Genomic DNA, 25,768 nt, shown 5'->3' on the forward strand with positions numbered 1-25,768 from the left:
GTACACCTGCCGGTCGAGTAGCGCGTACGAGCGTATCGAGACCTACTGGCCACGGACCGCACAACCTTCTGATCGCGCCCGTCGACCACCGAGGCGCGCGCTATCGATACCTGTGCCCATCTTCCGGTCCCGCACTCGGACCTCACCGCGCCCGAGCCTTCTGCGCCGCCGAGCTCCATGCACTCCCGGTCCGACATCGCGCGGTCTCAGCGGATGCGGTGCCGCAGCTTCAGTCCTACCCCGCACTCGCCGGCCGAGTATCGAGGCACGAGTGTATCGAGACCTGTCCACAGTCCGCGGTGGGCCGAGGAGGAGTTCGCGCGCATGGCGGGTAGAACGTGCGTACCGCTCGCTTCAGCGCTGCGACACCCTGCACTCGCCGGTCGAGTAGCGAGGGACGAGCGTATCGAGACCACCACCTGTTCGTCGGCCAGTCACCGACTCGAAGACCGCATACTCGGGGCTGGCCGTGGCCTGTCAATGTCGATCGCGTGAGATTCTGCACAGAGCGGCTGCCGCGCCCGTGGGCTGATTGCCCCTATACCCTCGGGCGCACTCAGAGCCCCCTTTTCTCGCCCTAACCATGCGCCTGGGAGTGGCAGCGACGTGTGGCGACGTTTCACGTGAAACATCACGAAGCTTCATGCGGGGCAATAGCGAGAGGAGAGCCATCGGGCCGGGCCGTTTCACGTGAAACATAGCCGGGTGCTTCAGTCGGAGCCCGGGCAACCATGCGACGGGCGCGACTGGGAACGCGCCGACTTCTTGGGGAAGCCGTCGTGTGCGCGACTGATCCCCAACGGGACGGCGCTGACTCAGCGCCGGGGGATGGAAGGTGTGGTGGGAGAGCTGACAGCCTCTTCGCGACGGGGGCGGATGGCATCCTGGACCGCGTCGCCGCTCCTCCCCAGCACGGAGTCGCCCGCGTTGACTCCACAGCCCGTACGACGCGAGCCGTCGTCTCGAGCCAAGTCGCAACGATAGCCCGATGGCCTACATGTACATTCTCCAATGCGCCGACGGCTCCCTCTACGTGGGGAGCACCCTGAACCTCGAGCACCGAATCGCGCAGCACAACGAGGGTGAAGGGGCTGAATACACCAAGACGCGTCTCCCTGTGCATCTGCTCTACTTCGAACAGTTCGATCGGGTCGACGACGCCTACCGACGTGAGAAGCAGGTGCAGGGGTGGAGCCGCGCCAAGCGCATCGCGTTGGCCACCGGGCACCTGGAGTCGCTACCGGCGCTCAGCAAGAAGCGGTTCGTGGACACATCTGAAGGCTGAGTGCGGACGCGGAGAGTGAGTTGTTTCACGTGAAACATGCCATCGAGAACACGACTCCGATCTCACGCCCCGCCGGTCGAGTAGCGAGGTGCGAGCGTATCGAGACCACGCGCTGGGTATCCCCGCTCCTCCTGACCGATCGGGAGGTCTCGGCACACGTGGTCGCGCTGCAGATGCAGAGGGCCCAGCTCGGGCGCCGTGTTGACGCACGGAGAGGACGGGATCCGCTCCGGTCTCGATACGTTCCTCCGCCGCTCGACCGGTCGGGCGCGGATCTTGAGAGGGCTACGGTCCCGGCCGGCTGATTCCTCCGGTTGGTGTGGCTTATGGCCCACGACGGGGTGGTGCGAAGGCGCCGTCCGGCGGGGTGGAGCGTCGGGGTCTCGATACGCTCGTTCCTCGCTACTCGACCGGCGGTTCCGGGCATGGTCTGCACCATTTCGGGGTCGGGGGGTCTCGATACGCTCGTTCCTCGCTACTCGACCGGCGGGGGAAGAGTCGAGGGTCTCGATACGCTCGTTCCTCGCTACTCGACCGGCGGTTGCGGGTATGGTCTGCACCATTCCGGGGTCGGGGGGTCTCGATACGCTCGATCCTCGTTACTCGACCGGCGGGGGAAGAGTTGAGGGTCTCGATACGCTCGTTCCTCGTTACTCGACCGGCGGGGGAAGAGTTGAGGGTCTCGATACGCTCGTTCCTCGCTACTCGACCGGCGGGGGGCGTCTGGGTCTCGATACGCTCGGTCCTCGCTGCTCGACGGGCGAAGGCGGTGTTTCACGTGAAACATCGGGAAGCGAAGGCCCGGAAAGGGACGTCGCGGAAGGCGGCGGGGGTGGCTCGGGATAGAGTGGAAGGCGTTGTTCACCGGCTCGCGAAAGGGAGAGTGTTTCACGTGAAACAGCCCGACGAGACCGAAGCTCCGGCATCCTTCTCGTTCGACGACTCACCGATCGCCCGGGAAATCGCAGATCTCTCCGCTCGCCGGAAAGTCCTGGAAGCAACAGACGTCCAGCTCTCCGGCCGCACCCGCGTGTTGACGGTGTCGAACCAGAAGGGTGGCGTGGGAAAGACCACGACCACCGTCAATCTCGCCGCCGCACTCGCCGACCGAGGCGCACGCGTGCTCGTGATCGACCTCGATCCGCAAGGAAACGCCTCCACGGCTCTCGGCGTTCCGCACACCGCTGAGACGTCCAGCGTGTACGACGTGCTGATCGACGAGTTCCCGCTCGCCGACATCGTGCAGGTCAGCCCTGAGTCGCCGAACCTGCTGTGCGCCCCGAGCACCATCCATCTCGCCGGCGCAGAGATCGAGCTCGTCTCGCAGGTCGCCCGCGAGCACCGGCTGCGCACGGCCGTCGAGGAGTACCTCGATACCCTCCAAGAGCGCCTCGACTTCATCCTCATCGACTGCCCCCCGTCGCTGGGACTGCTCACGATCAACGCCTTCACCGCCGCCGGCGAGCTGCTGATCCCGATCCAGTGCGAGTACTACGCGCTGGAGGGACTCAGCCAGCTGCTCGGCACCGTGCGAATGATCCAGAAGCACCTGAACCCGCGGCTGCATCTGTCGACGATCATGCTCACCATGTACGACGGCCGCACCCGCCTCGCCCAGCAGGTCGCCGACGAGGTGCGTCAGCACTTCCCGCGCGAAGTGCTGCAAACCGTCATCCCCCGCTCCGTACGCGTCTCCGAGGCGCCGAGCTTCGGCCAGACCGTCATCGCCTACGACGGTCAGTCCGCCGGCGCGATCGCGTACCGTGAAGCGGCCGTGGAGATCATCCGGCGCGACAGCGCCTCGAACGAGGAAGAAGAGGACGCCTGATGGCTGCGAAGCGCACGGGACTCGGACGTGGAATCGGTGCACTGATCCCGACCAACGAGCAGGTCGAGGAGCGCCCCGCGGACGTGTTCTTCCCCCGGCCCGTCGCGGTCGAGGAGATCGAGGAAGACCTGGTCGACGTGCCGGGCGCACGCCTCGCGCACATCGACCCGCACGCGATCGTTCCCAACCCGCGCCAGCCCCGCACCAACTTCGACCCCCAGCACTTCGCCGAGCTCGTCCACAGTGTCCGTGAGTTCGGCGTGCTCCAGCCCGTCGTCGTGCGCACCAACGAGAACGGCGAGTACGAGCTCATCATGGGTGAGCGCCGCACCCGTGCCGCGCGCGAGGCGGGACTGACGTCGATCCCCGCGATCGTCCGCGACACGGCCGACGAGCACCTCCTGCGCGACGCGCTCCTCGAGAACCTGCACCGCTCCGAGCTCAACCCCCTCGAAGAGGCGTCGGCGTACCAGCAGCTGCTCGAGGACTTCGGCATCACCCAGGAGGAGCTGGCGACCCGCATCGGACGTTCGCGTCCCCAGATCAGCAACACGATCCGCCTGCTCAAGCTGCCGATGCCGGTGCAGCAGCGCGTCGCCGCCGGTGTCCTCACCGCCGGCCACGCGCGCGCCATCCTCTCGCTCGAGGACCCGGCGTCGATGCAGCGTCTCGCCGACAAGATCGTGAACGAAGACCTCTCGGTGCGTGCCGCCGAGGCCGCCGCGAAGCTTCCGGATGCCTCCCCCACGCGCGCGGTGAAACCTCAGGCCGGCTCCCGCCGTGCGCACCTCGACGACGTCGCCGAGCGGCTCGGTGACCGCCTCAACACCCGCGTCAAGATCTCGTTGACCGCCAAGAAAGGCCAGATCAACATTGATTTCGCGAGCATCCAGGATCTGAACCGCATCCTGGCCGAGCTCGGCGAGACGGGATACGGCGACAACTGACGCCTCACGCGCCGAGCGCGGCGGCCCGGCGTCGCAGCAGAGAGGCCTCGGCGTCGTTGCCCGGGAGGCCGGCGGCGTCCAGGAACGCGGCGGCCGCGGCATCCGGTCGTCCCATCCGCTGGAGAAGCTCGGCCCGCACCGCCGCGAGCGGGCGGAAGCCGGCAAGCTCCGGCTCGAGGGCGTCCACGGCGGCCAGAGCCTGCTCTGGACCCTCGACCATCGAGAGGGCGACGGCGCGGTTGAGCCGCACGACGGCTGACGGCGCCAGCGCGGCGAGTGCGTCATAGAGGCGGAGAATCCGGTCCCAGTCCGTGTCGGCGAAGGTCGGCGCCACCGCATGGCACTGGGCGATCGCGGCCTGGACGCCGTAGTAGCCGAGTCCGCGGGGCGCGGCATCCGCTCTTCTCATCGCGTCGTTGCCCCGGCCGATCGCCGACCGGTCCCAACGGCGCCGGTCCTGGTCCTCGAGGGTGACCGGAAGGCCGTCGGCGCCGACCCGCGCGGCGAACCGCGACGACTGGAATTCCATCAGCGCGATGAGCGACCAGATCTCGGGCTCGCCCGGCATGAGCGCGGCGAGCTGCCGTCCCAGGCGCACGGCTTCTCGGGCGACGTCGGGGCGGATGTGCCCCTCCCCGTCCGCGGCGGCATAGCCCTCGGTGAACAGCAGATAGATCACCTGCAGCACGCTCGCCAGCCGTGCCGGGCGCTCGGCGCGATCCGGAACCTCGAACGGCACGTGCTCCGCGGCGAGCGACCGCTTCGCGCGCACGATGCGCTGCTGCACGGTGGGCACGCTCATGAGCAGGGCGCGGGCGATCTGCTCGGTGGTCAACCCGGCCACCGTGCGCAGGGTCAGGGCGAGCCGGGCCTGAGCGGGCAGGATCGGATGACACGCCACGAAGACGAGGCGCAGCACGTCGTCGTCGATGGCGTCGGGGTCGGCCTGGTCCGGCACGGGGTCGACGGACTCCGCGACGATCGCGTCGGTGACGAAGAGCGGCTCGCGCTGTGCCAGGCGCTCCCGGCGACGCCAGCCGTCGATCGCGCGCCGCTTGGCGACGGACATGAGCCAGGCTCCGGGATTGTCGGGGATGCCGCTGCTCGACCATGCCGCGAGCGCCTCGACGAGCGCCTCCTGGGCCAGGTCCTCCGCCCAGGCGAACTCGCCGGTGTGCCGGGTAAGAGCAGCCACGATGCGGGCGGACTGCGCGCGCCACACGGCCTCGACCGCCCGGCGCGCGTGCTCGTCGTGGTCGGTCATTCTGTCAGCGTAAGCGAGGCGGAAAGAGCCACGGCGTCGGCCGGGCAACGTACCCTTGACGGGTGGCCCACAACGAGCAGACCCCGCGCCGGCGCGCGAGCCTCGAGCTCCTGCGCGCCGAGGCGGCCGACGAACTGTCGGTGCTGGTCACCGAGCGGCTGCGCGCGGGAGAAGATCCGTGGGACTTCATGGACGAGCTTCCGACCGTGGATGAGCTGGTTGTCCTCATCCTGCGTGCCGAGAACATCGCCGCGAACGGCGGCGCTCTGCCGAACGCGAGCCGGCACTACCGGGTGCTGCGCCAGATCTCGCTGGACTACCCGCCGCTGACGCGCGCCGTGTGGCGGCTCCTCGGGGACGCCGAGACGCACCGCCGCTGGGACGCGACGGTGCGTGCCGACGCACACTGAGGGCCGCATCAGGAGTTGGCGGCGCGCCACTCCTGCTCCTTCGCGACCCACTCGTCGCTCTGGTCGAAGTCGCTGATCTCGTTCACGCGACGAACCTCCAGTGACGTGCCGGGGCTCAGGGGGCACTTGCGCGCCCAGTGCTCCGCTTCTTCGCGCGACGCGACCTCGAGGATCCAGAACCCGGTGAAGACCTCGCGAGCCTCTGCGAAGGGTCCGTCGGTGACCACGGGCGGGACGGAGTCGAAGTCCACACGGAAGCCTTCCACGGCGTCGGAAAGGCCCTCCGCGCTGAGGAAGACGCCCGCCTTCTGCAGTTCCTCGTTGTACGCGCCCATGGCGGCGTAGACGGCCGCCATGTCGGTCGTGGTGGGATCGAAGGCGGCAGCGGCCGCGGCGTCGACGTTCATGATGAGCATGTATCGCATGGGTGTTCCTCTCGTAGGGGCTGATCGCCCGTTCGGCGGCCCTTGTGGGCCTTCACCTGATACGTCGAACGATCGGGTCCCCGATCGACATCCGCCGAGAAGATCTTTCCAAAATCAACGGATTCCGAAAACGGAATATGACGGATACCCGGATGAGACGACGAAACCCCGCTGGCCGGAGCCGACGGGGTCTCGTGAAATCAGCGGGGACTCAGCCGATGTACGCGGCGAGGTCCTGCTCGAGGGCGAACTTCGGCTTGGCGCCGATGATCGTGGTCTCAACCTGGCCCTTGTTGAACACCTTCATCGCGGGGATCGACGTGATCTGGTACTTCATCGCGAGATCGGGGTTCTCGTCCACGTTCAGCTTGAGGATCGTGATCTTGCCGGGGTGCTCCGACTGGATCTGGTCGAGGACGGGCGAGACCATGCGGCACGGCCCGCACCACTCGGCCCAGAAGTCGACGAGCACCGGGCCGTCAGCCTGGAGCACGTCCTGCTCGAACGTGGCGGAGGTGGTCGCCTTGGCGGTCATCTGGTTCTCTCCTTCGGTGGAAGTCTTCGTGAGGGGTTGAACGTGGTCCGCGGCGGGATTGTTCCCCACGTGCCGCGGACTCCCAGGTTCAGACGGGGGTCACCTCGGGCAGCCCCGCGATCTGGTCGCCGTGCGCGTCGGGCTCCCCCGCCTCGCCGAGAGCGGCGAGGTAGTGCTCGAGGTCGAGGGCCGCGACCGTGCCGCTGCCCGCCGCGGTGACGGCCTGCCGGTAGGTGGGGTCGATGACGTCGCCGGCGGCGAAGACGCCCGGCACCGACGTGCGCGACGAGCGCCCGTCGACCCAGACCGTGCCCTCCGGGGTCAGCTCGAGCTTGCCGTGCACGAGGTGCGTGCGGGGGTCGTAGCCGATCGCGACGAAGACGCCGTCCAGCGGCAGTTCGCGCGTGGAGCCGTCGACCGTGTCCTGCAGCACGACGCCGCTGACCGCCTCGTCGCCCAGGATGTCGACGACCTCGGCGTTCCAGATGAACTCGATCTTCTCGTTCTTGAACGCGCGGTCCTGCATGATCTTCGACGCGCGCAGCTCGTCGCGGCGGTGGATGACGTACACCTTCGATGCGAACTTGGTGAGGAAGGTGGCCTCCTCCATCGCGGAGTCGCCGCCGCCCACCACGGCGATCACACGCTCGCGGAAGAAGAAGCCGTCGCACGTCGCGCAATACGAGACGCCGCGACCCGACAGGCGGGTCTCACCCTCGATGCCGATCTTCCGCGGGGCGGAGCCGGTGGCGAAGATCACGGAGTCGGCCTCGTGCGTGGCGCCGCTGCCGAGCGTGATCTTCTTGACCGCGCCGTCGACGTCGAGCGAGACGACGTCGTCGTACAGCACCTCGGCGCCGAACTTCTCGGCCTGCTCCTGCATCTTCGCCATCAGGTCGGGACCCATGATCCCCTCGGGGAATCCGGGGAAGTTCTCCACCTCGGTGGTGTTCATCAGCTCGCCGCCGGCCTCGACCGAGCTCGCCACGACGAGCGGGCTCAGATTCGCCCGGGCGGCGTAGATGGCGGCGGTGTAGCCCGCGGGGCCCGAACCGATGATGATGACCTGACGCACGTGCGCACCTTTCCTCGTGGAACCCCGGGCTCCCGTCGACGGAGCGGGGCTTCCGGATGCCTCAACACATGGTAACCGCGTGGCATTCCGCGCCCTCCCCCTTGCCGACGCGGCGCGACACGTCTACACCGGCCGGAGGCGCAGGGGGTATCTCAGCCGCGCCCCGGCAGGAACCGTCGGACCAGGCCCACGGCCACGGACAGCTCGGGAGCGCGCAGCAGCGCCAGGAACCCCGCGTAGACCACGAGGACGACGACCCCGATGATCGCCGCACCCACGGCGCCGAGCACCTTGTCGGCGACGGTCCACCCGTCCACACCCCCCAGCAGCTGGAAGGTGAGCCAGCCGGCGCCGGCGGCCGGAACGGCGGCCAGCGCGAACCGGCCGAGCGACAGCATCCAGGATCCCACCCGGATGCCTCCGAGCCGGCGGTGCAGGAGCCACGTCGCGACGATCACCTGCACGACGCTCGCCAGCGACTGCCCGAGCGCGACGGCCGCCGTCAGCCGGGAGGCCGGCAGCACGCCCGCGGTGAACGCCCACAGCGCCCCCCACGCGGTGAGCACGACGAGCGTGCACTGCAGGATCGTGAAGAGGAACGGCGTGCGGGTGTCGTCGTAGGCGTAGAACGTGCGCTGCACCACGAACAGCACGGCGAGCGGGATGAGGCTGATGAGGTAGCACAGCAGGACCGCGGATGCCGCGACCGCCTCGTCCGGACTGTCGGTGAAGATGCGGGATGCCGGGATGGCCGCGACTCCGAGCGCCGCCGTGGCACCCACCACGAAGAGCCCGAGGGTGCGGATGCTGCGGCCGATGTCACCCCGGACGTCCTCGTCGCGTCCCGCCGCGGCGTGCTCGCTGAGCTGGGTGAAGTACGGCGTCCCGATCGAGAGCACGATGATCGAGTACGGGAGCATGAACAGCAGCCAGGCGTTGCCGGCCACGAAGACGCCGGGGTCGCCTTCGGGGATGCGCGACATCACCTGCGACTGCACGATGCCGGCGAGCTGGCCCGCGAGCACCATGAGGAAGGTCCAGCCGGCCAGCCGGCCGATCTGGCCGAGCCCGACGCCGCGCCACCCGAAGTCGGGTCGCACGTGCAGGCCCGTCTTGCGCCAGAACGCGAACAGGATCGCGGTCTGCACGACGATGCCGAGGGTCGCGGTGCCCGCGAGCACCGCGATCATCACGGGCGTCCACTGCGTGGAGCTCCCGGCCGGGCCGAACAGCCAGATGAAGGCCACGAAGCCGGCGATGGAGACGAGGTTGTTGACGATCGGCGCCCACGTGTACGGCCCGTAGACCCGTCGCGCGTTGAGGGATTCGCCGACGAGCGCGAACAGCCCGTAGAAGAGGATCTGCGGCAGGCACCAGTAGGCGAAGGCGGTCGCCAGCGCCTGCTGCTCGGGAGGGAACGCCGGCGCGTAGAGCGCGACCAGCCAGGGCGCCGCCGCGGTCGCCACCAGCGTCGTGCCGAGGAGCACCACGGTGCCGAGGGTGAACAGCTTGGAGACGAAAGCCCGCCCGCCGTCGTCATGGGCGGCGGCCTTGACGATCTGCGGCACGACGACGGCGCTCAGAAGACCCGTCGAGATGATGGCGTAGATGTTGTTGGGCAGCTGGTTCGCGACGGCGAAGGCGTTGCCGCCCGCCGTGGTCGCGCCCACCGCCGACACCAGGACGACCGCGCGGAGGAAGCCCGTCAGGCGCGACACGACCGTGCCCGCGCCGATGAGCACACTCGCGCGCCCTATCCCGCTCACGGCTTCGTCTCCTCGCGGGGCTGCGGCTCTTCCCCCGCGCCGTCGGGGCCGGGCTCCGCCGCGACGGCGGTGTCGGCCGGGACGGCGGTGTCGGCATCCGTCCCGCGCCGGCGCCGACGCACCCGGAGCACCGTGCGGACGATCCCCATGACGAGCAGCGCTCCGACGAGCACGGCGAGGGCCCCGATGCCGACGCCCTCCCAGTCGGCCCACACGTTGACCTCGACCGACTCGGGCTCGCCGATCGCGACGAAGGCCGGGCTGCGCAGCTGCAGCGTGAGGGTGACCTCGCCGCGTCCGACCCGCGCCTGGACCGGGACCTCCACGCGCGTGTTGCTCTGCGCGGTGGCGACGACGGGCGTCTCGTTCTGCACGTCGAGCCGCAGGTTGTCGCGTGTCGTGTAGAGCACGAGGTTGACGGGGTACGGCAGGTCGTTGCGCACCCAGAAGCGCAGCGAGGCGTTCGATCCGTAGAGGTCGTTCGGAACCGTGGGGAGCAGCGCGACCGACCCGAGCGTCGTCCTGGTCTGCTCGCGGTGCTCGGCGATGGCGGCGGCCCAGTCGGGGTCGCCGACCCAGGCGACGCCGAGGAGCTGGAGGATCTCGTTGCGCTCCGGGCCGTTGAGCAGTGAGGGCTCGTCCAGGATGGTCGCGAACCGGCCGAGCTCGCCCTCGTCGGCGACGAGGGTCGCCGCGGCCGCCGCGCGCTCGGTGGACGGCTCGACGCCGGTCAGCGCGATCTCGTCCGAGGCGCTCGTGGTCACCGCCGGCAGGCTGCGGGGCAGCACATCGGGCGCGGTGACGGCGGCGGAGATCGCCGCCTCCATCCCCACGCGCGAGCGGCCGTCGCCGCGGCCGAGGGTGACCAGCACGGGACCCTGCGTATCGGCCGTGGCGAACGCGAGGTAGGCGGTGGCGGCCGACAGCGGTGCGCCGCGCAGCCAGGACTCCTCGCTGCGCGACGCCTCGTCGAGCGCCGTCGAGACGTCGCTGTCGTAGACGAGCACCTCGGACTCGCCGACGACGCCGTGGGCGGCGACGGTGCGCCCGGCGGCTCCCGGCTCGGTCGTCGCGGACGGGATCACCGTGATCGAGGGCACGCCGCCGTCGGTCGGGATCTCGCCGAGCTGCGCCACGACGTCGGCGTCGGCGGTGCCGTCGGCCGGCCAGTAGACGCCAGCTCGTGCGGCGGGCCCGATGTCCAGGAGCTCATCGGTGCTCGGCAGCGCTGGTCCCGGCGGCGCGGTCGGCGTCGGAGTCGCGGCGGTAGGGTCGCCGGGCGTCGGTGTCGGCGTGGGGGTCGGGCTGGGGGTGACGTCCGCGAAGTCCGACGGGGACATGTAGGCCCGGAACGACGTGGGTGCGAGGAGGCGGGGGAGGTCGGCCTGCAGCTGGGGGGTGACGTCCGCGTCGCCGAACTGCAGCGCGAAGCGGGAGTTCTGCATGCTCTCGAGCTCGGCGAGCCACTCCGCGGCCGACTCGGGCGCCGACGTTCCGAGCACGCGGATCGAGGCGGGCACCGCCGGATCGACCGCGAGGATCGCCTGGGTGCCTCGCACGGCGTCGAGCTGATCGGTCAGGCTGCCGTCGGGGCCGGTCAGCACCGCCAGCTCATCGGCCGTCAACAGCCCTGCGCGGAGGGGGCCTGCGGTGATGGGGACGATCACGCCGAGTCCGACGTCGGCCGCCTCGGCCGGGGGCACGATCATGACGCTCACCGAGGTCACGGTGCCGGAGGCGTCCTCGTACGACGCCGAGAGGGGGTAGACGCCCGGGGCGCGGTCCGCGAGTGCCGGATCGTCCGCCGGGACCGTCACCCCGCGCACCTGGAACGACCCGGACGCCACGATCCCGGTCGAGGTCGTCGCGATCGGCTGCAGCGAGGGATCCGGCGCACCCTCGAGCCACCTCGTGAGCGCGGTGCGGTCGGTCAGCGGAGCGGTGCCGAGCGAGAGCGTGACGTCGACCGGCGCCAGGTCGGCGGCCGTGCCGTTCTGCAGCGAGATCGAGACGCTCAGCGACTCGCCGGCTCGCACGACGCCGTTCGCAAGCGGAGAGAGCGTGAACGCCGTCGTCCCGGGCGGCACGGCCGACGTGGGGGTGGGCGTGGGCTCGGGAGACGGTGCGGCGAGGGACGGGGCCGGCAGCAGGAGGGTCGCGAGCACGGCCAGCGCGGCGACGGCGGCGGTCACGAGGCGCTGTGCGCGGCGAGGCGTGCGCCGCAGTGCTCGCGGTTGGGTCACGATCATCCTGTCGGGGGTTCGCTCCTGTGCGATGTCCTGACCGCACGATCGACTGCGATTCTACGGTCCGCGCCTCCGAGCCCGCCGGATGCCGGGCCGCACCGGCGTCACGTGCCGCGGACGGCGGCACGACGACGGCCCGCTCGCGCGGTTGAATGGTCGGATGCTGCCCGAACCGGATCCCGCCCGCTGCCGCGACCTCGCCGCCGACCTGCGCGACGCGGGGTTCACCGCCGAGGCGCTGCGGGATGCGTGGGGGCAGGCCGCGGACGACGCGATCGCGCGGGGGCTGCGCTCGCCGGCGTCGCGCGGGCTGGGGGACCGCGAGGATCCGCTGGCCGTGCTGGGCAGGCTTCTCGTGCTCGGGATGCCGCAGGCCGCGGCATCCGTCGATCGTGCACTTGTCCGCACCGGCGCCGAGGGCCTGACCCGGCTGGGGCTCGCGTCGGCGGAGGACGGCGAGGTGCGCCCGTTGGCGCTGGTGCGACCGCAGTCGTACGCCGACGAGACGGGATCCGGGCAGTGGTGGGTCGCGAGCGATCTCGACGAGGCGGCGCTCGGCGGGCCGCTCCCCGAGGAACACGTGCTCGGGGTGGGCGGCGCGTCGCTGACCCTGGCGGGCCTGCAGCTGCCCACGCCGGCGGCGCGGGGACTGGACATCGGCGCCGGATGCGGCATCCAGGCGCTGCGCGCCCGCGCCCACGTCGATCACGTCGTCGCCACCGACATCTCTGCGCGCGCCCTCGCGTTCACGCGGCTGAACGCGCTGCTCAACGGCGTGGACGGCATCGAGGTGCGGCAGGGAAGCCTGTTCGCGCCGGTCGAGGGGGAGCTGTTCGACCGGGTCGTGTCCAATCCGCCCTTCGTCATCACGCCGCGCGTCGCCGACGTGCCGGCGTACGAGTACCGCGACGGCGGAATGGTGGGCGACGACCTCGTGGCGGCCTTCGTCTCAGGGGTCGGCCGCCACCTCGCACCCGGCGGTGTCGCACAGCTGCTGGGCAACTGGGAGACCCGCGACCGCATCGCGGGGCTGGACCGCGTGCGCCGGTGGATCGAGTCCTCGCCCGTGCCGCTGGACGCCTGGGTCGTGGAGCGCGAGCGACTGGACCCGCTGTCGTACGCCGAGCTCTGGGTGCGCGACGGCGGGACGCTTCCCGGCACGCCGGGCTTCGCGCGCCTCGTCGACGCGTGGCTCGACGACTTCGGCGCGCGCGGCGTGACCGAGGTGGGCTTCGGTTACCTTCTCCTGCGGCGGCCGCTCGACGGCGTGCCGACCCTCTCCCGGTACGAGACGCTCCACGCCGCGCTCGCCGGCGACGGCCTCGGCGCTCACCTCGCGGCGGCGCTCGACGCGCACGACCGCCTCGGCACCCTCGACGACGCCGCGCTCGCGGCATCCGTCCTCCTGGTGGCGCCCGATGTCACCGAGGCCCGCCACCACCTCCCCGGCGCCGACGACCCCACGATCATCGAGCTGCGGCAGGGCGGCGGGTTCGGGCGGGCTCTCGGGGTCGACCCCGGTCTCGCCGCACTCGTCGGCGCGTGCGACGGGGACATGCCCGTCGGGGTGCTGATCGACGCGATCGCCGAGCTGCTCGAGGTCGACGGCGGCGCCCTGCGCGCGGATCTGCTGCCGCGCGTGCGCGAGCTGCTGTTCACGGGCTTCCTGCGGTTCGCCCCCGGCGGCTGACCGCGCGGCGGGAGAGGATGCGCTCGGTAGGCTGGAACCCATGCTCAACATGGCCGAGGGCATCGCGCGCCTCGGCGCGCTCGCCGAATCCCCCGTCGTCGCCGCGCTCGCCCGCGCGTTCTCGGACGCCGGGTTCGACCTCGCCATCGTCGGCGGGCCCGTGCGCGACGCGCTGCTGGGCCGCACCACCAACGACCTCGACTTCACCACCGATGCGCGGCCGGACGACATCCTGCGGATCGTCACCCCCGTGTCGACGGCGCAGTGGGACATCGGCCGCGCGTTCGGCACGATCGGTGCGCGCGTGCACGGCGAACAGGTCGAGATCACCACGTACCGCGCCGACAGCTACGACGGCGTCACCCGCAAGCCCACGGTCGAGTTCGGCGACACGATCGACGGCGATCTCCTGCGTCGCGACTTCACCGTGAACGCGATGGCGCTGCACGTGCCCGGCCAGACGCTCATCGACCCGACGGGCGGCGTCGAGGATCTGGTGCGCGGCGTGCTGCGGACGCCGACCGATCCCCACGTCAGCTTCGGCGACGATCCGCTGCGCATGCTCCGCGCCGCGCGCTTCGCGTCGCAGCTCGGTTTCGAGGTCGACGACGCCACCGTGTCGGCCATGGCCGAGCTGCGCCAGACGCTCGAGATCGTGAGCCCCGAGCGCATTCAGGGCGAGCTGGCGCGCCTGCTGGCGACCGACGACCCGGTGCGCGGCATCCGCCTGCTCGTGCAGACCGGTCTCATGAACGAGTTCCTTCCCGAGGTCCCGGCGCTGCAGCTCGAGGTGGACGAGCACCACCACCACAAGGACGTCTACGAGCATTCGCTGACGGTGCTGCGGCAGGCCATCGATCTGGAGAAGACACGGCATCCGGATGCCGCGCCCGACGTGCCGCTGCGGCTGGCGGCGCTCCTCCACGACATCGGCAAGCCGGCGACGCGGCGCCTCGAGCCCGGCGGCGGGGTGACGTTCTACCACCACGACATCAAGGGCGCCCGGATGGCGCGCAAGCGGCTTCAGGCGCTGCGCTTCGACTCGGCCACCATCGCTGCCGTGACCCGGCTCATCGAGCTGCACCTGCGCTTCTTCGGCTACTCCGAGGGCGCATGGACCGACTCCGCCGTGCGCCGGTACGTGCGCGACGCGGACGCCGAGCTCGAGCGTCTCCACATCCTCACGCGGGCGGACGTCACCACCCGGAACGTCAAGAAGGCGACACGGCTGGCCCGCGCGTACGACGACATCGAGCGCCGCATCGACGAGCTCGCCGCGCAGGAGGAGCTCGAGGCGATGCGTCCCGAGCTCGACGGCAACCGCATCCAGCAGGTGCTGGGCATCGGCCCGGGCCGCGAGGTCGGCGAGGCGTACCGCTTCCTGCTCGACCTGCGGCTGGACGAGGGGATCGTGGGCGAGGACGAGGCCGAGCGGCGCCTGCGGGAATGGTGGGCCGCGCGGGCCTGAACCGGCGGTCGACCCTGCCCCTACACTGGACGCACGCTCCCCGACGTCGATCGGAGCCGCCGTGTCCTCACCGTGGTCGCAGCGACGGGAGGTGTCGCCCGAGACCTCACGCCTGCTCATCGAGCGCGCCCATGAGGAGCTCGTCGCCGGCAACGCGGGAGACGAGCGCCTGCGCGACGTCCGCGCCCTCGTGCGCGAGTCGTGGCGCCGCTCGCTCGAGGGCCTGGTCGCGGCGGAGGCCCTCCCGCCGCTCGATCTGACGGCCGACGAGCTCGAGGCCTACCGGCGCGCCCACCCGCTCGCCGGGGTGATCGACATGGTGCGCGGGCTGCTGCTGCCCGGCGAGGCATCCGAATCGGGCGTCGTCGTGGCCGTGGGCGATGCGGCGGGACGGCTGCTGTGGGTGGAGGGCGACCGGCACGTCCGCAGCCTCACCGGAGCGATGGGCTTCGTCGAGGGCGCGAACTGGTCGGAGGACGCGGTGGGCACCGCCGCGCCCGGGACGGCGCTCACGCTCGACCGGTCGGTGCAGATCAGCGGCGCGGAGCACTTCAACCGGCTGGTGCACCCGTGGTCGTGCACGGCGGCGCCCGTCCACGACCCCGAGACGCGCCGCATCCTCGGCGTCATCGACGTCACCGGGGGCGTGGAGGCGGTGACCCCGCAGGCCCAGCTCCTCGTGGACGCGACGGCCCGCGCCATCGAGGGAGAGCTGCTGGTGGCACGCCTGCGCGAGCGCGCGGCCGTTCGTCACGCTCCCGAATCGACGCGGGGGGCCCGCCGCACGCCGACACGGCGCCCTGAGCCGACGCGGGCGACCCTCCGCGTGCTCGGGCGGGATCGGGCGCTGCTCGAGGTGGTCGGCGAGGGTGTCCAGACCCTGTCGGAGCTCGGCCCCCGGCACGCCGAGCTGCTGCTCATGCTCGCCGTGCACCGGCAGGGCCTGTCGGCCGAGCGCCTCGGCGAACTCGTCTACGGCGATCCGGAGGGCTCGGTGACGCTCCGTGCCGAGATGGTGCGGCTGCGCAGGGCGCTCGCGCAGACAGCTCCCGCCCTCGTGCCCGAATCCCGCCCGTACCGGCTGGGCGTCGAGGTCGAGACCGACGCCCACCAGGTGCTGTCGCTCCTCGATCGCGGCGCGCACCGGGTCGCCCTCGCGGCATACCGCGGCGACGTGCTCCCCGACTCGGTCGCGCCCGGTGTGGAGGAGTTCCGCGAGACCGTCCGCACGGCGCTGCGCGAGGCGCTGATGGCGGAGGCATCCGTCGACGTCCTGCTCGCGTTCGCCGAGACGGATGCCGCCGCCGGCGACGTCGAGCTGCTGCGGCTCTGCCTCTCGATGCTGCCTCCCCGCTCTCCCCGGCGCGCGGGGCTGGTCGCCCGCATCGAGAAGCTCGAGTCCGACGACTAGCCGCCCGCTGCGCCTTGCTCGGGGTCGCGCAACGTTGTGCAACCTGGCCCGGCCTACCTTCGACCCATCGCGACGACGACCGTCGCGGACAGCGTCGAAGGAGACCATCATGACCATCGTCGAAGAGGGCGTCTCGAGCATCTACGCCGCTCCCGGGCAGCGCGGCTCGATCGCCGACTACCGCCCCCGCTACGGCCACTACATCGGCGGCGAGTGGGTCGAGCCGATCAAGGGCCAGTACTTCGAGAACATCAGCCCCGTCAACGGCAAGCCGTTCACCGAGGTCGGCCGCGGCACGGTCGAGGACATCGACCGCGCGGTGGACGTCGCGTACAAGGCGTTCGAGTCGTGGAAGCGCACGACGCCCGCCGAGCGCGCCGTGATCCTCAACAAGATCGCCGACCGCATCGAGCAGAACCTCGAACGGATCGCCGTCGCCGAGACCTGGGAGAACGGCAAGCCGGTGCGCGAGACCCTGGCCGCCGACATCCCGCTCGCCGTCGACCACTTCCGCTACTTCGCCGGCGTCCTGCGGGCGCAGGAGGGCTCGCTCAGCCAGCTCGACGAAGACACGGTGGCCTACCACTTCCACGAGCCGCTCGGGGTGGTGGGCCAGATCATCCCGTGGAACTTCCCCATCCTGATGGCCACGTGGAAGCTCGCTCCCGCGCTCGCCGCGGGCAACTGCGTCGTCCTGAAGCCCGCCGAGCAGACGCCGGCGTCGATCCTCTTCCTCTTCGACATCATCGGCGACCTGCTCCCCGCGGGCGTCGTGAACATCGTGAACGGCTTCGGCATCGAGGCGGGCGCGCCGCTCGCGCAGCACAAGCGCATCCGCAAGGTCGCCTTCACCGGCGAGACCACGACGGGCCGGCTCATCATGCAGTACGCGTCGCAGAACCTCATCCCGGTGACGCTCGAGCTCGGCGGCAAGAGCGCGAACGTCTTCTTCGAGGACGTCGCCCGCTCCACCGACGACGGCTACTACGACAAGGCGCTCGAGGGCTTCACCTTCTTCGCGCTCAACCAGGGCGAGGTGTGCACCTGCCCGTCGCGCGCCCTCATCCAGCGCTCGATCTACGACCGCTTCCTCGGCGACGGCCTCGAGCGCGTGTCGAAGATCGTGCAGGGCAACCCGCTGGACCCCGCGACGATGATCGGCGCTCAGGCGTCCAACGACCAGTTGGAGAAGATCCTGAGCTACATCGACATCGGCAAGCAGGGTGGCGCGAAGCTGCTCGCCGGCGGTGAGCGCGTGGACCTCGGCGGCGACCTCTCGGACGGCTTCTACGTCGCCCCCACGGTGTTCGAGGGCACCAACGACATGCGCATCTTCCAGGAGGAGATCTTCGGTCCCGTCGTCTCGGTCACGTCGTTCGACGACTTCGACGACGCCATCTCGATCGCCAACGACACCCTCTACGGCCTCGGTGCGGGGGTGTGGAGCCGCTCGGGCGACACCGCGTACCGCGCCGGACGCGCGATCGAGGCCGGCCGCGTCTGGACGAACACGTACCACCAGTACCCCGCGCACGCGGCGTTCGGCGGCTACAAGCAGTCCGGCATCGGGCGCGAGAACCACCTCAAGATGCTCGACCACTACCAGCAGACGAAGAACCTGCTGGTGTCGTATGCCGACGGGGCGATGGGATTCTTCTGATCCTCCCCGCAGACCCGGGCGGAGCGCCCCACGCGCCGCCCGGGTCGTCCCGGCGGCATGCTCGTCACCGGCCTTCCGGCCCGGCCCCCGTCGAGATCGCGGTTACTCGGCGAACGACCACGTCATCGGCGCCGATAGCGTGCGATCTCGCCGAGTACGCGGTTACTCGGCGTTGACGAAGGACGCGCGGATGTCCTTCTCGGTGAATGCGTGCATGATTCCTTGCTTCCGGGAGGCCCGTGATTCAGGGGAAGAACGAGCCGCCGAGGCGGGAGAGGATCCACAGCACCACGACGACACCGCCGACGACGATCGACACCCACGGGATCCCGCGCTGCAGACGGCGTCCCTCGGGGGCGACGCCCGGCGGCGGCCGCAGCGACTCGAGCGGGGGCGTGAAGGGAACGGCGGATGCCGCGCCGGCGTGGTCCGCGCCGCCCGCGGCGGTCGCAGCGCCCTGGGTCGAGGCATCCGCCGCCAGGCGCTCGTCCCGCCACCGCGCCCACTGCGCGAGCTTGTCCAGCAGCGCGCCGACCACCGAGAACAGCCACGCCCACGTGGCGGGGTCGAGAGTCGAGAAGTCGCGCTTGGCGTACAGGAAGAGCCAGTCGTCGACGATCTCGACGTCGAGTGCGGCGGCGTTGTCGATGAAGCGCGCCATGATGTCGGGCGTGAAGAGGTAGAGGGCGTCGCGCTCGTAGTCCGCGGGGCAGTAGAGCGCGAAGTAGCGGTCGAAGTCGCCCTCGAGACTGAGGCGCTGGTCGCGGTCGATCGTCATCGGCAGGTTCGAGCCGAACAGCGAGTTGTTGCTCGTCGCGTCAAGCACGATGTGCGGCAGCGGGGTGTCGAGCTTGACCGCGACGTAGCCCCAGTGGTGGGTCTGCCGGTTCTTGCCCGAGCCGGTCGTGTAGCGGTGATTCCCGAACTCGACGAAGCGGGGGACGTCGCCGCGGATGAGGTCCCTCGCCTGCCGTGAGCTGCCGATCGAGAAGATCATGCCCGGCAGGCCGGGGCCGTCCAGCGCCGGCAGGTACGTCATCCCGTTGGCGCGCGCGAACCGGTCGAACCGGTACATGCGCTCCTGCCTGCCGCGGGTGCCGCGGACGAAGAGCGTGATCGCGAGGGCGGCGATCACGCCCAGCACGATCAGGGGGAACAGCGCGAACAGCACGCCCAGTCCGCCACCGCCGCTGATGCCCGACGACAGCGCCCCCACGACGGTCGACACGATCGTCAGCGCGACCGAGCCGAACACGATGAGGAAGACGGCGCCGAGGACGATGGCGACGAACGGGCTGCTCCCCGATCCCGGGAGCCGGCCGGTGCGGCGAAGCTCGTCGGCGAAGGCGCGGGGTGCGCCGTGCGGCACGGGCTCCACGAGCGGACGCGCATCGAAGGGATACGTCGTCGCCGAGCGGGCAGCGGAGGGATCGCTCACCCGACCACGGTACCGGCGGCCGGGTCCAGTCCAGGGTTCTGCACGCCCGCGCCCGGGAAGGCATGATCGGAGGGACGCGAGGAGGCGCCATGACCGATGCCCGCAGGGACCCCGACGACCTCGATGCGCTGCGCGAGGCATCCGACATCCTCGGCATCGACGCACTGCTCAGCGCCGAGGAGCGGTCGGCCCGCGACCGCGTGCGCGCGTTCGTCGACGACGAGATCCGCCCTCACATCGCCGACTGGTTCGACCGCGCCCACTTCCCCGTCGAGCTCGCCCCGGCCCTCGGGCGGCTGGGCGTGCTCGGCATGGAGCTGGAGGGGTACGGATGCCCCGGCCGCAGCGCCGTCGAGTACGGCTTGGCCGCGCTCGAGCTCGAGGCGGGTGACTCCGGCATCCGCACCTTCGTCTCGGTGCAGGGCTCGCTGGCGATGGGGTCGATCCACCGCTGGGGCAGTGCCGAGCAGAAGGAGCAGTGGCTGCCGGCGATGGCCGCCGGCGAGGTGATCGGCAGCTTCGGCCTCACCGAGCCCACCGCCGGCTCCGACCCGTCGAGCATGAAGACGTTCGCCCGTCGTGACGGCGGCGACTGGATCATCACCGGGGCGAAGCGATGGATCGGGCTGGCCTCGGTCGCCCGGCTCGCGGTCGTGTGGGCGCAGACCGACGACGGCGTCCGCGGCTTCCTCGTGCCGACCGACGCGCCCGGCTTCGAGGTGACGGTGCTCGCGCCGAAGGGCTCGATGCGCGCCTCCGTGCAGACCGAGCTCCGCCTGGACGGCGTGCGGGTGGAGGCATCCGCTCTGCTTCCGGGTGCGCGCGGACTGCGCGGGCCGTTCTCGGCGCTGAACGACGCGCGCTACGGCATCGTGTGGGGTGCGCTGGGCGCCGCGCGCGACAGCTACGAGGCGGCGCTGCGGCACGCGTTGCGAAGGGAGCAGTTCGGCCGGCCGATCGCCGGCTTCCAGCTCACGCAGCGCAAGCTCGTGGACATGGTGGTCGAGCTGCAGAAGGGTGCGCTGCTCGCGCTCCACATCGGACGGGCGAAGGATGCCGGCACCCTGACGCCCACGCAGGTCTCGCTGGGCAAGCTCAACAACGTGCGGGAGGCGATCGAGATCGCCAGGGAGGCGCGGACGATCCTCGGCGGCGACGGCGTGCTGCTCGAGCACTCGCCGATCCGCCACGCCGCCAACCTGGAGTCGGTGCGCACCTATGAGGGGACCGACGAGGTGCACACCCTCGTGCTCGGGCAGCACCTCACGGGCCTCGGCGCCTTCCGCTGACCCCGGCCGCCCAGGCCGGGTTCACGGGTCTGGGTTCAGCGGGCCGGGTTCAGCTCGCGAGCTCTGCGAGCACGGCGGCGTGCATCCACGCGGTGTAGCGGTCCGGCGTCCAGCCTGACTGGACGACGAGCTGCTGGTAGCCCTCCGGCGAGAGGAGGAACGACAGGACCGCGGCTGTCGCGTCCGGATCGGTGACGGCGGAGGCGTAGCCGCGGGTGACCAGTTCGGCGACCAGGCGTCGGTAGTCCGCGGCCCGGCGCGCGAGGATCGCCCGCAGGGCGTCGTCGACGACGGGGTCGGATGCCGCCGCGCCGAGCAGCACCGTCCACAGGGCGTGACCCCGGGCGTTCGCGGTGGCGATCCGCGTCAGCACCGCATCGAGCAGCACCTCGTCGGGCACGTCGAGCACCCCCGCCCCCACCTCCGTGTCGGTGAGGGACTGCGCGGACTCCTCTCCGGCGAACGTGACCTCGAACGCCGCGATGAGCAGCTCGGCCTTCGGAGCAGCCGTCTTCACCGTCTCCGTCGAGACGCCCGCCTCGCGTGCGATCGCCGTGAGCGTCGTGGCCTGATAGCCGCACTCGGCGAAGAGCCGGGCCGCGGCCTCCACGATGCGACGACGCGTGCCCTGCGCCTGCTGCGTCCGCAGTTCGGAGCGATAGGCACGCGGAGATGTATCAGGCGTCATTGACTTGCCTCTCGGTGTTATGAATACTCCAGCAGCAAATCAAAACTCTAACGAAGGCCACCGCTCTCATGTCCAGCTACCTCATCACCTGCACCCCCGCCCACGGTCACGTCATCCCCCTTCTTCAGATCGCGCGCCACCTCAGCGCGCGCGGACACGACGTGCGCTTCCTCACCAGTGACCGTTACGCCGATCGCGTGCGCGAGGCCGGTGTGCAGTTCCTGCCGCTGCCGGCCGACGCCGACGTCGACCTCGACGACCCCGACAGCGCCTTCCCCGAGCGTGTCGGGCTCACCGGTCCCGCCGCCATCCGCTTCGACATGACCAACCTCTTCGTCCGACCCGGTGCCGCGCAGCTGGCGGCGGTGCGCGCCGAGCTCGCTGCGGGTCACGTGGACGCCGTCCTCACCGAGCCGCTCTTCCTCGGAGCCGCCCTGCTGAACCGGCTCCCGCGCGAGGACCGGCCGCCGGTGATCGCGCTGGGGATCTTCCCGCTCGGGGTGAAGAGCCGCGACACCGCACCCTTCGGCCTCGGCGTTCCGCCGATGCCGGGAGCGGTCGGGCGCCTTCGCAACCGCGTCCTCTCGGCCATCGCGGAGCGCGCGATCTTCGGCGCGGTGCAGCGCGAGGCCGACGAGCTCAGCCGCCGCGAGGTCGGCGTGCCGCTGGGCGGATTCGTGCTCGACTGGCCCTCCCGAGCTGACGCCGTGGTGCAGTTCACCGTCCCGGCCTTCGAGTACCCGCGCTCGGACCTTCCCGAGACGGTCCACTTCGCCGGTCCGCTCCCCACGCAGGCGTCGACCGCGAGGCTCCCGGAATGGTGGTCAGATCTCGACGGTCGCCGCCCGGTCGTCCACGTCACGCAGGGGACCGTGGCCAACGCCGACTTCGGTCAGCTCGTGCTGCCGACGATCGAGGGGCTGGCGTCCTCGGATCATCTCGTGGTCGTCTCGACCGGCGGGCGCCCGCGCACCGCCCTGCCTGCCGAGCTGCCGCCGAACGTGCGCGTCGCGGAGTACCTCCCGTACGACCGGCTGCTTCCGCTTGTCGACGTGCTCGTCACGAACGGCGGCTACGGCGGCGTGCAGCAGGCCCTTGCGCACGGGGTCCCCGTGGTGGTCGCGGGACAGACCGAGGACAAGGTCGAGGTGTCGGCGCGTGTCGCCTGGTCGGGCGCGGGGATCAACCTCAAGACGAATCGCCCGACCCCCGCTCAGGTCGCGCGCGCCGTGGATCGGGTGGGATCGGAGGCATCCTTCCGCACGCGCGCTCAGGCGCTGGCGTCGGCGTTCGCCACGGCGCCCGGCCTCGACGTCCTGGACGGCGTGCTCGCGGAAGTGACGGCCACGCCGACCCGCGGCTGAGGGAGGCCGGCGGCGATTCGGCGACGGTTGCGGCATCCGGTACCATAGGAGGGTTGTCCGCACGCGTTCTATTCGCGGGAAGCCGGATGACGTGCAACACACCCTCCTGCTGCCGGGAAATGCCCGGCAGCCGTTCTAGTCCGAAGGAGGTGGGTTAGTGACGCACCAGTACGAACTCATGGTCATTCTGAACCCTGAGATCGACGAGCGCCAGGTCGGCGCCAACCTCGAGAAGTTCCTGAAGGTCATCACGACCGACGGCGGCACCATCGAGAACGTCGACATCTGGGGCAAGCGCCGTCTTGCGTACGAGATCCAGAAGAAGAACGAGGGCATCTACGCCGTCGTCAACTTCACGGCTACCGCCGCGACCACGCAGGAGCTCGATCGCCAGCTGAACCTCAGCGAGCAGATCATGCGCACCAAGGTCCTCCGCGCCGAGGAAGCGATCGCCATGATCGCCTCCGAGAAGCAGCGTGCCGACGAGCGCGCCGCCCGCAAGAGCGCCAAGGCTGCGAAGGCCTGAGGAACATGGCCGGCGAGACGATCATCACCGTCGTGGGGAACCTCACGGCAGATCCCGAGCTGCGTTACACGCAGAACGGCCTCCCCGTCGCGAACTTCACGATCGCGTCGACGCCGCGCAACTTCGACCGTCAGGCCAACGAGTGGAAGGACGGCGAAGCGCTGTTCCTCCGCGCGAGCGTGTGGCGTGAGTTCGCCGAGCACGTGGCCGGCTCGCTGACCAAGGGCATGCGGGTCATCGCGACCGGCCGTCTGAAGCAGCGCAGCTACCAGGACCGCGAGGGCAACAACCGCACCGCGATCGAGCTCGAGGTCGACGAGATCGGCCCGTCGCTGCGCTACGCGACCGCACAGGTCACCCGCGCTGCGGGCGGCTCCGGTGGCGGCGGCAGCTTCGGCGGTGGCGGCGGCCAGTCCCGTCCGGCGCAGGTCGCCGACGAGCCGTGGTCGACGCCCGGTTCGTCCAACGCCGGCGGTGCCGGTGGCGGCGATGCCTGGGCCGCCCCGGGCGCCTACGGCGACGACACCCCGTTCTGATCTCAGAAGAAGATTCCGGATGCCTCGTGACGAGGCATCCGATCAAGAAAACGTAAAGGAAGCACCATGGCTGGAAAGGCAACCGGCGACCGCCGGAAGCCGCGGAAGGGCGCGAAGAACGCGGCCCCCGCGAAGGCGATCCGTGTCGGTCTCATCGACTACAAGGACGTCGCGACTCTTCGCAAGTTCATCTCGGAGCGTGGCAAGATCCGCGCCCGTCGTATCACCGGTGTCTCTGTGCAGGAGCAGCGTCTGATCGCCAAGGCGATCAAGAACGCGCGCGAGATGGCGCTCCTGCCCTACGCCGGCGCTGGCCGCTAAGGAGTACCGACATGGCAAAGCTCATTCTCACGAACGAGGTGGCCGGGCTCGGTAGCGCCGGTGACGTGGTCGAGGTCAAGAACGGGTACGCCCGCAACTACCTCATCCCCCAGGGCTTCGCGGTCGCTTGGACCCGCGGTGGCGAGAAGCAGGTGGCGTCGATCCGCGCCGCCCGCGAGTCGCGCGCGATCCACGACCACGAAGAGGCTGTGGCTCTCAAGAACAACCTCGAGACCAACAAGGTGCGCCTCGCCGTCAAGGCCGGCGCCGAGGGTCGCCTGTTCGGTGCGGTCAAGACCGCCGACGTCGCGGACGCGGTCAAGGCCGCGGGTCTCGGTGACCTCGACAAGCGCAAGATCCACATCACCTCGCCGATCAAGTCGACGGGCGAGCACGAGGCGACGGTCCGTCTTCGCGACGACCTCACCGCCGTGATCACCCTGCAGGTGGTCCCCGCCAAGTAAGCCTCGGCTTTCGAAGCGACATACGGATGCCGCGGACCTTCGGGTCCGCGGCATCCGTATGCTCCGGGGGGAGTCCGACGCGGATGCCGCGAGCCCCCCGGTTCACGGCATCCGCGCGTGGCATCTCCGCCGCGATGACGGTCCCGAGCCGTCGATCGCGGCGGAGATGGTCGTGCTCCGCGGCCCGTGGCGCCCGGTCCAGGCAGCGCCGGACTCCACGGGCCGGGAGATCGTGGTGGTCTGAGGGGGTGCGGGAGGGCTGCTGGGGACAGCCCTCCCGCTGCTCACGCGGGTCGAGGCAAGGGGCGTCTGGGGAACGTCGACTTGCCCCGTCGACTCACGCGGAGCGGCGCCGCGAAGCGCGCGCGATGGCGCCCGCTGCCAGGAGGGAAAGACCCAGCAGCAGGAACGGCATCGCGCCCGATCCTCCTGTCGCGGCGAGCTGTGCGACCGTGCCGGCCGACGCGGTCGAGCCGGTCATGCCGTCCGACGCGGTCGGGCCGACCATGCCGCCCGATCCTCCGTCACCCGGGGTTCCGTCGTGACCCGGGTTCCCCGGCGTGCCAGGGTCGGTGGGGTCGGTCGGGCCCGTCGGATCGGTGGGATCGGTCGGGTCCGTCGGGTCGGTCGGGTCGGTCGGGTCGGTCGGATCCGTCGGGTCCGTGGGATCCGTCGGAACGACCGGGCCGGTGGTGGAGCTGTCGCCGATCACCGAGACGGCGTTGCCGCCGATGACGACGGGCAGCGAGATCGGCGCGAGCACCTGGGTGCCGCCGAGGAGGGATCCGTCGCCCGCGGTGCCGCCGACGACCGCACCGCCGCCCGTGCCCGGCGTCGCGGTGGCGCCGGTCGAGCTGCTGTCGCCGATGACCGAGACGGCGTTGCCGCCGGCGGTGATCGGGGCGGTGACCGGTGCGACGACCTGGGTGCCGCCGAGGATCGAGTCCTCGCCGCCGGTCCAGGCGTCGGTGCCGCTCGAGCTGCTCGGCGCGGGCGACGCGGTGGTCGCTCGCTCGCTCGAGCTGTCGCCGATGACCGAGATGGCGTTGCCGCCAGCGGTGATCGGGGCGGTGACCGGTGCGACGACCTGGGTGCCGCCGAGGATCGAGTCCTCGCCGCCGGTCCAGGCGTC

General features: G+C 70.8%; 24 protein-coding genes. 15 read left to right on the forward strand and 9 right to left on the reverse strand.

Features of this window, described 5'->3' with window-relative positions; translation table 11 throughout:
- Nucleotides 1-988 precede the first annotated feature (988 nt).
- The 3 genes from V6R91_RS02540 to V6R91_RS02550 all read left to right on the forward strand — a co-directional run bounded on the left by V6R91_RS02540 (nt 989) and on the right by V6R91_RS02550 (nt 4,060).
- Entirely contained in the window at nt 989-1,285 is a 297-nt protein-coding gene (locus V6R91_RS02540; RefSeq protein ID WP_336394015.1) for a GIY-YIG nuclease family protein, read from the forward strand.
- An 892-nt stretch (nt 1,286-2,177) separates the two neighbouring features.
- Complete coding sequence (locus V6R91_RS02545; protein WP_442928102.1) at nt 2,178-3,113, forward strand: ParA family protein; 936 nt, start codon at nt 2,178-2,180, stop codon at nt 3,111-3,113.
- Nucleotides 3,113-4,060: a ParB/RepB/Spo0J family partition protein gene (locus V6R91_RS02550; RefSeq protein ID WP_336394016.1), complete on the forward strand. Its 948-nt coding sequence runs from the start codon at nt 3,113-3,115 to the stop codon at nt 4,058-4,060. The genes V6R91_RS02545 and V6R91_RS02550 overlap by 1 nt, the downstream gene beginning before the upstream one ends.
- Before the next feature lie 4 nt (nt 4,061-4,064).
- Here the strand turns inward: V6R91_RS02550 and V6R91_RS02555 are convergent, their stop codons facing one another.
- The gene (locus V6R91_RS02555; RefSeq protein ID WP_336394017.1) at nt 4,065-5,324 is read right to left on the reverse strand and encodes an RNA polymerase sigma factor; all 1,260 of its coding nucleotides are present in this window, start codon (nt 5,322-5,324) and stop codon (nt 4,065-4,067) included.
- A gap of 62 nt (nt 5,325-5,386) precedes the next feature.
- On the opposite strand from V6R91_RS02555, the gene V6R91_RS02560 reads away from it, so the two are divergent.
- On the forward strand, nt 5,387-5,734 hold the full coding sequence (locus V6R91_RS02560) for a tryptophan synthase subunit alpha (RefSeq protein ID WP_336394018.1): 348 nt from the start codon (nt 5,387-5,389) through the stop codon (nt 5,732-5,734).
- 8 nt (nt 5,735-5,742) lie between these two features.
- On the opposite strand, the gene V6R91_RS02565 is transcribed toward V6R91_RS02560, so the two are convergent.
- The 5 genes from V6R91_RS02565 to V6R91_RS02585 form a co-directional block, all read right to left on the reverse strand.
- Complete coding sequence (locus tag V6R91_RS02565; RefSeq protein ID WP_336394019.1) at nt 5,743-6,159, reverse strand: YciI family protein; 417 nt, start codon at nt 6,157-6,159, stop codon at nt 5,743-5,745.
- 211 nt (nt 6,160-6,370) lie between these two features.
- Complete coding sequence (gene trxA, locus V6R91_RS02570) at nt 6,371-6,763, reverse strand: thioredoxin (RefSeq protein WP_336394020.1); 393 nt, start codon at nt 6,761-6,763, stop codon at nt 6,371-6,373.
- Between the two features lie 19 nt (nt 6,764-6,782).
- Nucleotides 6,783-7,769 carry a thioredoxin-disulfide reductase gene (gene trxB / locus V6R91_RS02575; RefSeq protein WP_336394021.1) on the reverse strand — a complete coding sequence of 329 codons (987 nt, stop codon included), beginning with the start codon at nt 7,767-7,769 and terminating at the stop codon, nt 6,783-6,785.
- Nucleotides 7,770-7,921: 152 nt separating this feature from the next.
- Complete coding sequence (murJ, locus tag V6R91_RS02580) at nt 7,922-9,535, reverse strand: murein biosynthesis integral membrane protein MurJ (protein WP_336394022.1); 1,614 nt, start codon at nt 9,533-9,535, stop codon at nt 7,922-7,924.
- Entirely contained in the window at nt 9,532-11,778 is a 2,247-nt protein-coding gene (locus tag V6R91_RS02585) for a DUF6049 family protein (RefSeq protein WP_336394023.1), read from the reverse strand. The genes murJ and V6R91_RS02585 overlap by 4 nt, the downstream gene beginning before the upstream one ends.
- A gap of 163 nt (nt 11,779-11,941) precedes the next feature.
- Here V6R91_RS02585 and V6R91_RS02590 point away from each other — a divergent pair, with 163 nt between their 5' ends.
- The 4 genes from V6R91_RS02590 (at nt 11,942) to exaC (ending at nt 18,010) form a co-directional block, all read left to right on the forward strand.
- Nucleotides 11,942-13,471 carry a DUF7059 domain-containing protein gene (locus V6R91_RS02590; protein ID WP_336394024.1) on the forward strand — a complete coding sequence of 510 codons (1,530 nt, stop codon included), beginning with the start codon at nt 11,942-11,944 and terminating at the stop codon, nt 13,469-13,471.
- Nucleotides 13,472-13,511: 40 nt separating this feature from the next.
- Nucleotides 13,512-14,939 carry a CCA tRNA nucleotidyltransferase gene (locus tag V6R91_RS02595; RefSeq protein WP_336394025.1) on the forward strand — a complete coding sequence of 476 codons (1,428 nt, stop codon included), beginning with the start codon at nt 13,512-13,514 and terminating at the stop codon, nt 14,937-14,939.
- Nucleotides 14,940-15,000: 61 nt separating this feature from the next.
- The gene (locus V6R91_RS02600; protein WP_336394026.1) at nt 15,001-16,350 is read left to right on the forward strand and encodes a transcriptional regulator; all 1,350 of its coding nucleotides are present in this window, start codon (nt 15,001-15,003) and stop codon (nt 16,348-16,350) included.
- Between the two features lie 109 nt (nt 16,351-16,459).
- Nucleotides 16,460-18,010: an acetaldehyde dehydrogenase ExaC gene (gene exaC / locus V6R91_RS02605; protein ID WP_336394027.1), complete on the forward strand. Its 1,551-nt coding sequence runs from the start codon at nt 16,460-16,462 to the stop codon at nt 18,008-18,010.
- Nucleotides 18,011-18,254: 244 nt separating this feature from the next.
- Here exaC and V6R91_RS02610 read toward each other — a convergent pair whose 3' ends face one another.
- Complete coding sequence (locus tag V6R91_RS02610) at nt 18,255-19,448, reverse strand: hypothetical protein (protein WP_336394028.1); 1,194 nt, start codon at nt 19,446-19,448, stop codon at nt 18,255-18,257.
- Between the two features lie 89 nt (nt 19,449-19,537).
- Here V6R91_RS02610 and V6R91_RS02615 point away from each other — a divergent pair, with 89 nt between their 5' ends.
- Complete coding sequence (locus V6R91_RS02615; protein WP_336394029.1) at nt 19,538-20,737, forward strand: acyl-CoA dehydrogenase family protein; 1,200 nt, start codon at nt 19,538-19,540, stop codon at nt 20,735-20,737.
- Nucleotides 20,738-20,786: 49 nt separating this feature from the next.
- On the opposite strand, the gene V6R91_RS02620 is transcribed toward V6R91_RS02615, so the two are convergent.
- Nucleotides 20,787-21,425, reverse strand: coding sequence for a TetR/AcrR family transcriptional regulator (locus V6R91_RS02620; protein WP_336394030.1), 639 nt, complete (start codon nt 21,423-21,425; stop codon nt 20,787-20,789).
- A 68-nt stretch (nt 21,426-21,493) separates the two neighbouring features.
- On the opposite strand from V6R91_RS02620, the gene V6R91_RS02625 reads away from it, so the two are divergent.
- The 6 genes from V6R91_RS02625 to V6R91_RS02650 all read left to right on the forward strand — a co-directional run bounded on the left by V6R91_RS02625 (nt 21,494) and on the right by V6R91_RS02650 (nt 24,880).
- Nucleotides 21,494-22,789: a glycosyltransferase gene (locus tag V6R91_RS02625; RefSeq protein WP_336394031.1), complete on the forward strand. Its 1,296-nt coding sequence runs from the start codon at nt 21,494-21,496 to the stop codon at nt 22,787-22,789.
- 157 nt (nt 22,790-22,946) lie between these two features.
- Entirely contained in the window at nt 22,947-23,315 is a 369-nt protein-coding gene (rpsF, locus tag V6R91_RS02630) for a 30S ribosomal protein S6 (protein WP_336394032.1), read from the forward strand.
- Nucleotides 23,316-23,320: 5 nt separating this feature from the next.
- A complete protein-coding gene (locus V6R91_RS02635; protein ID WP_336394033.1) occupies nt 23,321-23,851 on the forward strand; it encodes a single-stranded DNA-binding protein in 531 nt (176 codons plus the stop codon).
- Nucleotides 23,852-23,917: 66 nt separating this feature from the next.
- Nucleotides 23,918-24,172, forward strand: coding sequence for a 30S ribosomal protein S18 (gene rpsR, locus V6R91_RS02640; protein ID WP_045301896.1), 255 nt, complete (start codon nt 23,918-23,920; stop codon nt 24,170-24,172).
- An 11-nt stretch (nt 24,173-24,183) separates the two neighbouring features.
- Nucleotides 24,184-24,636 carry a 50S ribosomal protein L9 gene (gene rplI / locus V6R91_RS02645; protein WP_336394034.1) on the forward strand — a complete coding sequence of 151 codons (453 nt, stop codon included), beginning with the start codon at nt 24,184-24,186 and terminating at the stop codon, nt 24,634-24,636.
- Nucleotides 24,637-24,694: 58 nt separating this feature from the next.
- A complete protein-coding gene (locus V6R91_RS02650; protein ID WP_336394035.1) occupies nt 24,695-24,880 on the forward strand; it encodes a hypothetical protein in 186 nt (61 codons plus the stop codon).
- Nucleotides 24,881-24,973: 93 nt separating this feature from the next.
- Here V6R91_RS02650 and V6R91_RS02655 read toward each other — a convergent pair.
- A partial coding sequence (locus V6R91_RS02655) for an LPXTG cell wall anchor domain-containing protein (RefSeq protein WP_336394036.1) occupies nt 24,974-25,768 on the reverse strand: 795 nt, incomplete at its 5' end.

It is taken from the genome of Microbacterium sp. CCNWLW41, assembly GCF_037083505.1.

What these genes read in the sequence shown, in the direction of transcription:
- V6R91_RS02555 (WP_336394017.1), bottom strand. Translation starts at nt 5,324, where the DNA reads ATGACCGACCACGACGAGCACGCGCGCCGGGCGGTCGAGGCCGTGTGG.
- V6R91_RS02650 (WP_336394035.1), top strand. Translation starts at nt 24,695, where the DNA reads ATGCTCCGGGGGGAGTCCGACGCGGATGCCGCGAGCCCCCCGGTTCAC.
- V6R91_RS02590 (WP_336394024.1), top strand. Translation starts at nt 11,942, where the DNA reads ATGCTGCCCGAACCGGATCCCGCCCGCTGCCGCGACCTCGCCGCCGAC.
- V6R91_RS02550 (WP_336394016.1), top strand. Translation starts at nt 3,113, where the DNA reads ATGGCTGCGAAGCGCACGGGACTCGGACGTGGAATCGGTGCACTGATC.
- V6R91_RS02540 (WP_336394015.1), top strand. Translation starts at nt 989, where the DNA reads ATGGCCTACATGTACATTCTCCAATGCGCCGACGGCTCCCTCTACGTG.
- V6R91_RS02620 (WP_336394030.1), bottom strand. Translation starts at nt 21,425, where the DNA reads ATGACGCCTGATACATCTCCGCGTGCCTATCGCTCCGAACTGCGGACG.
- V6R91_RS02595 (WP_336394025.1), top strand. Translation starts at nt 13,512, where the DNA reads ATGCTCAACATGGCCGAGGGCATCGCGCGCCTCGGCGCGCTCGCCGAA.
- rplI (WP_336394034.1), top strand. Translation starts at nt 24,184, where the DNA reads ATGGCAAAGCTCATTCTCACGAACGAGGTGGCCGGGCTCGGTAGCGCC.
- V6R91_RS02635 (WP_336394033.1), top strand. Translation starts at nt 23,321, where the DNA reads ATGGCCGGCGAGACGATCATCACCGTCGTGGGGAACCTCACGGCAGAT.
- rpsR (WP_045301896.1), top strand. Translation starts at nt 23,918, where the DNA reads ATGGCTGGAAAGGCAACCGGCGACCGCCGGAAGCCGCGGAAGGGCGCG.
- exaC (WP_336394027.1), top strand. Translation starts at nt 16,460, where the DNA reads ATGACCATCGTCGAAGAGGGCGTCTCGAGCATCTACGCCGCTCCCGGG.
- V6R91_RS02625 (WP_336394031.1), top strand. Translation starts at nt 21,494, where the DNA reads ATGTCCAGCTACCTCATCACCTGCACCCCCGCCCACGGTCACGTCATC.
- V6R91_RS02615 (WP_336394029.1), top strand. Translation starts at nt 19,538, where the DNA reads ATGACCGATGCCCGCAGGGACCCCGACGACCTCGATGCGCTGCGCGAG.
- V6R91_RS02565 (WP_336394019.1), bottom strand. Translation starts at nt 6,159, where the DNA reads ATGCGATACATGCTCATCATGAACGTCGACGCCGCGGCCGCTGCCGCC.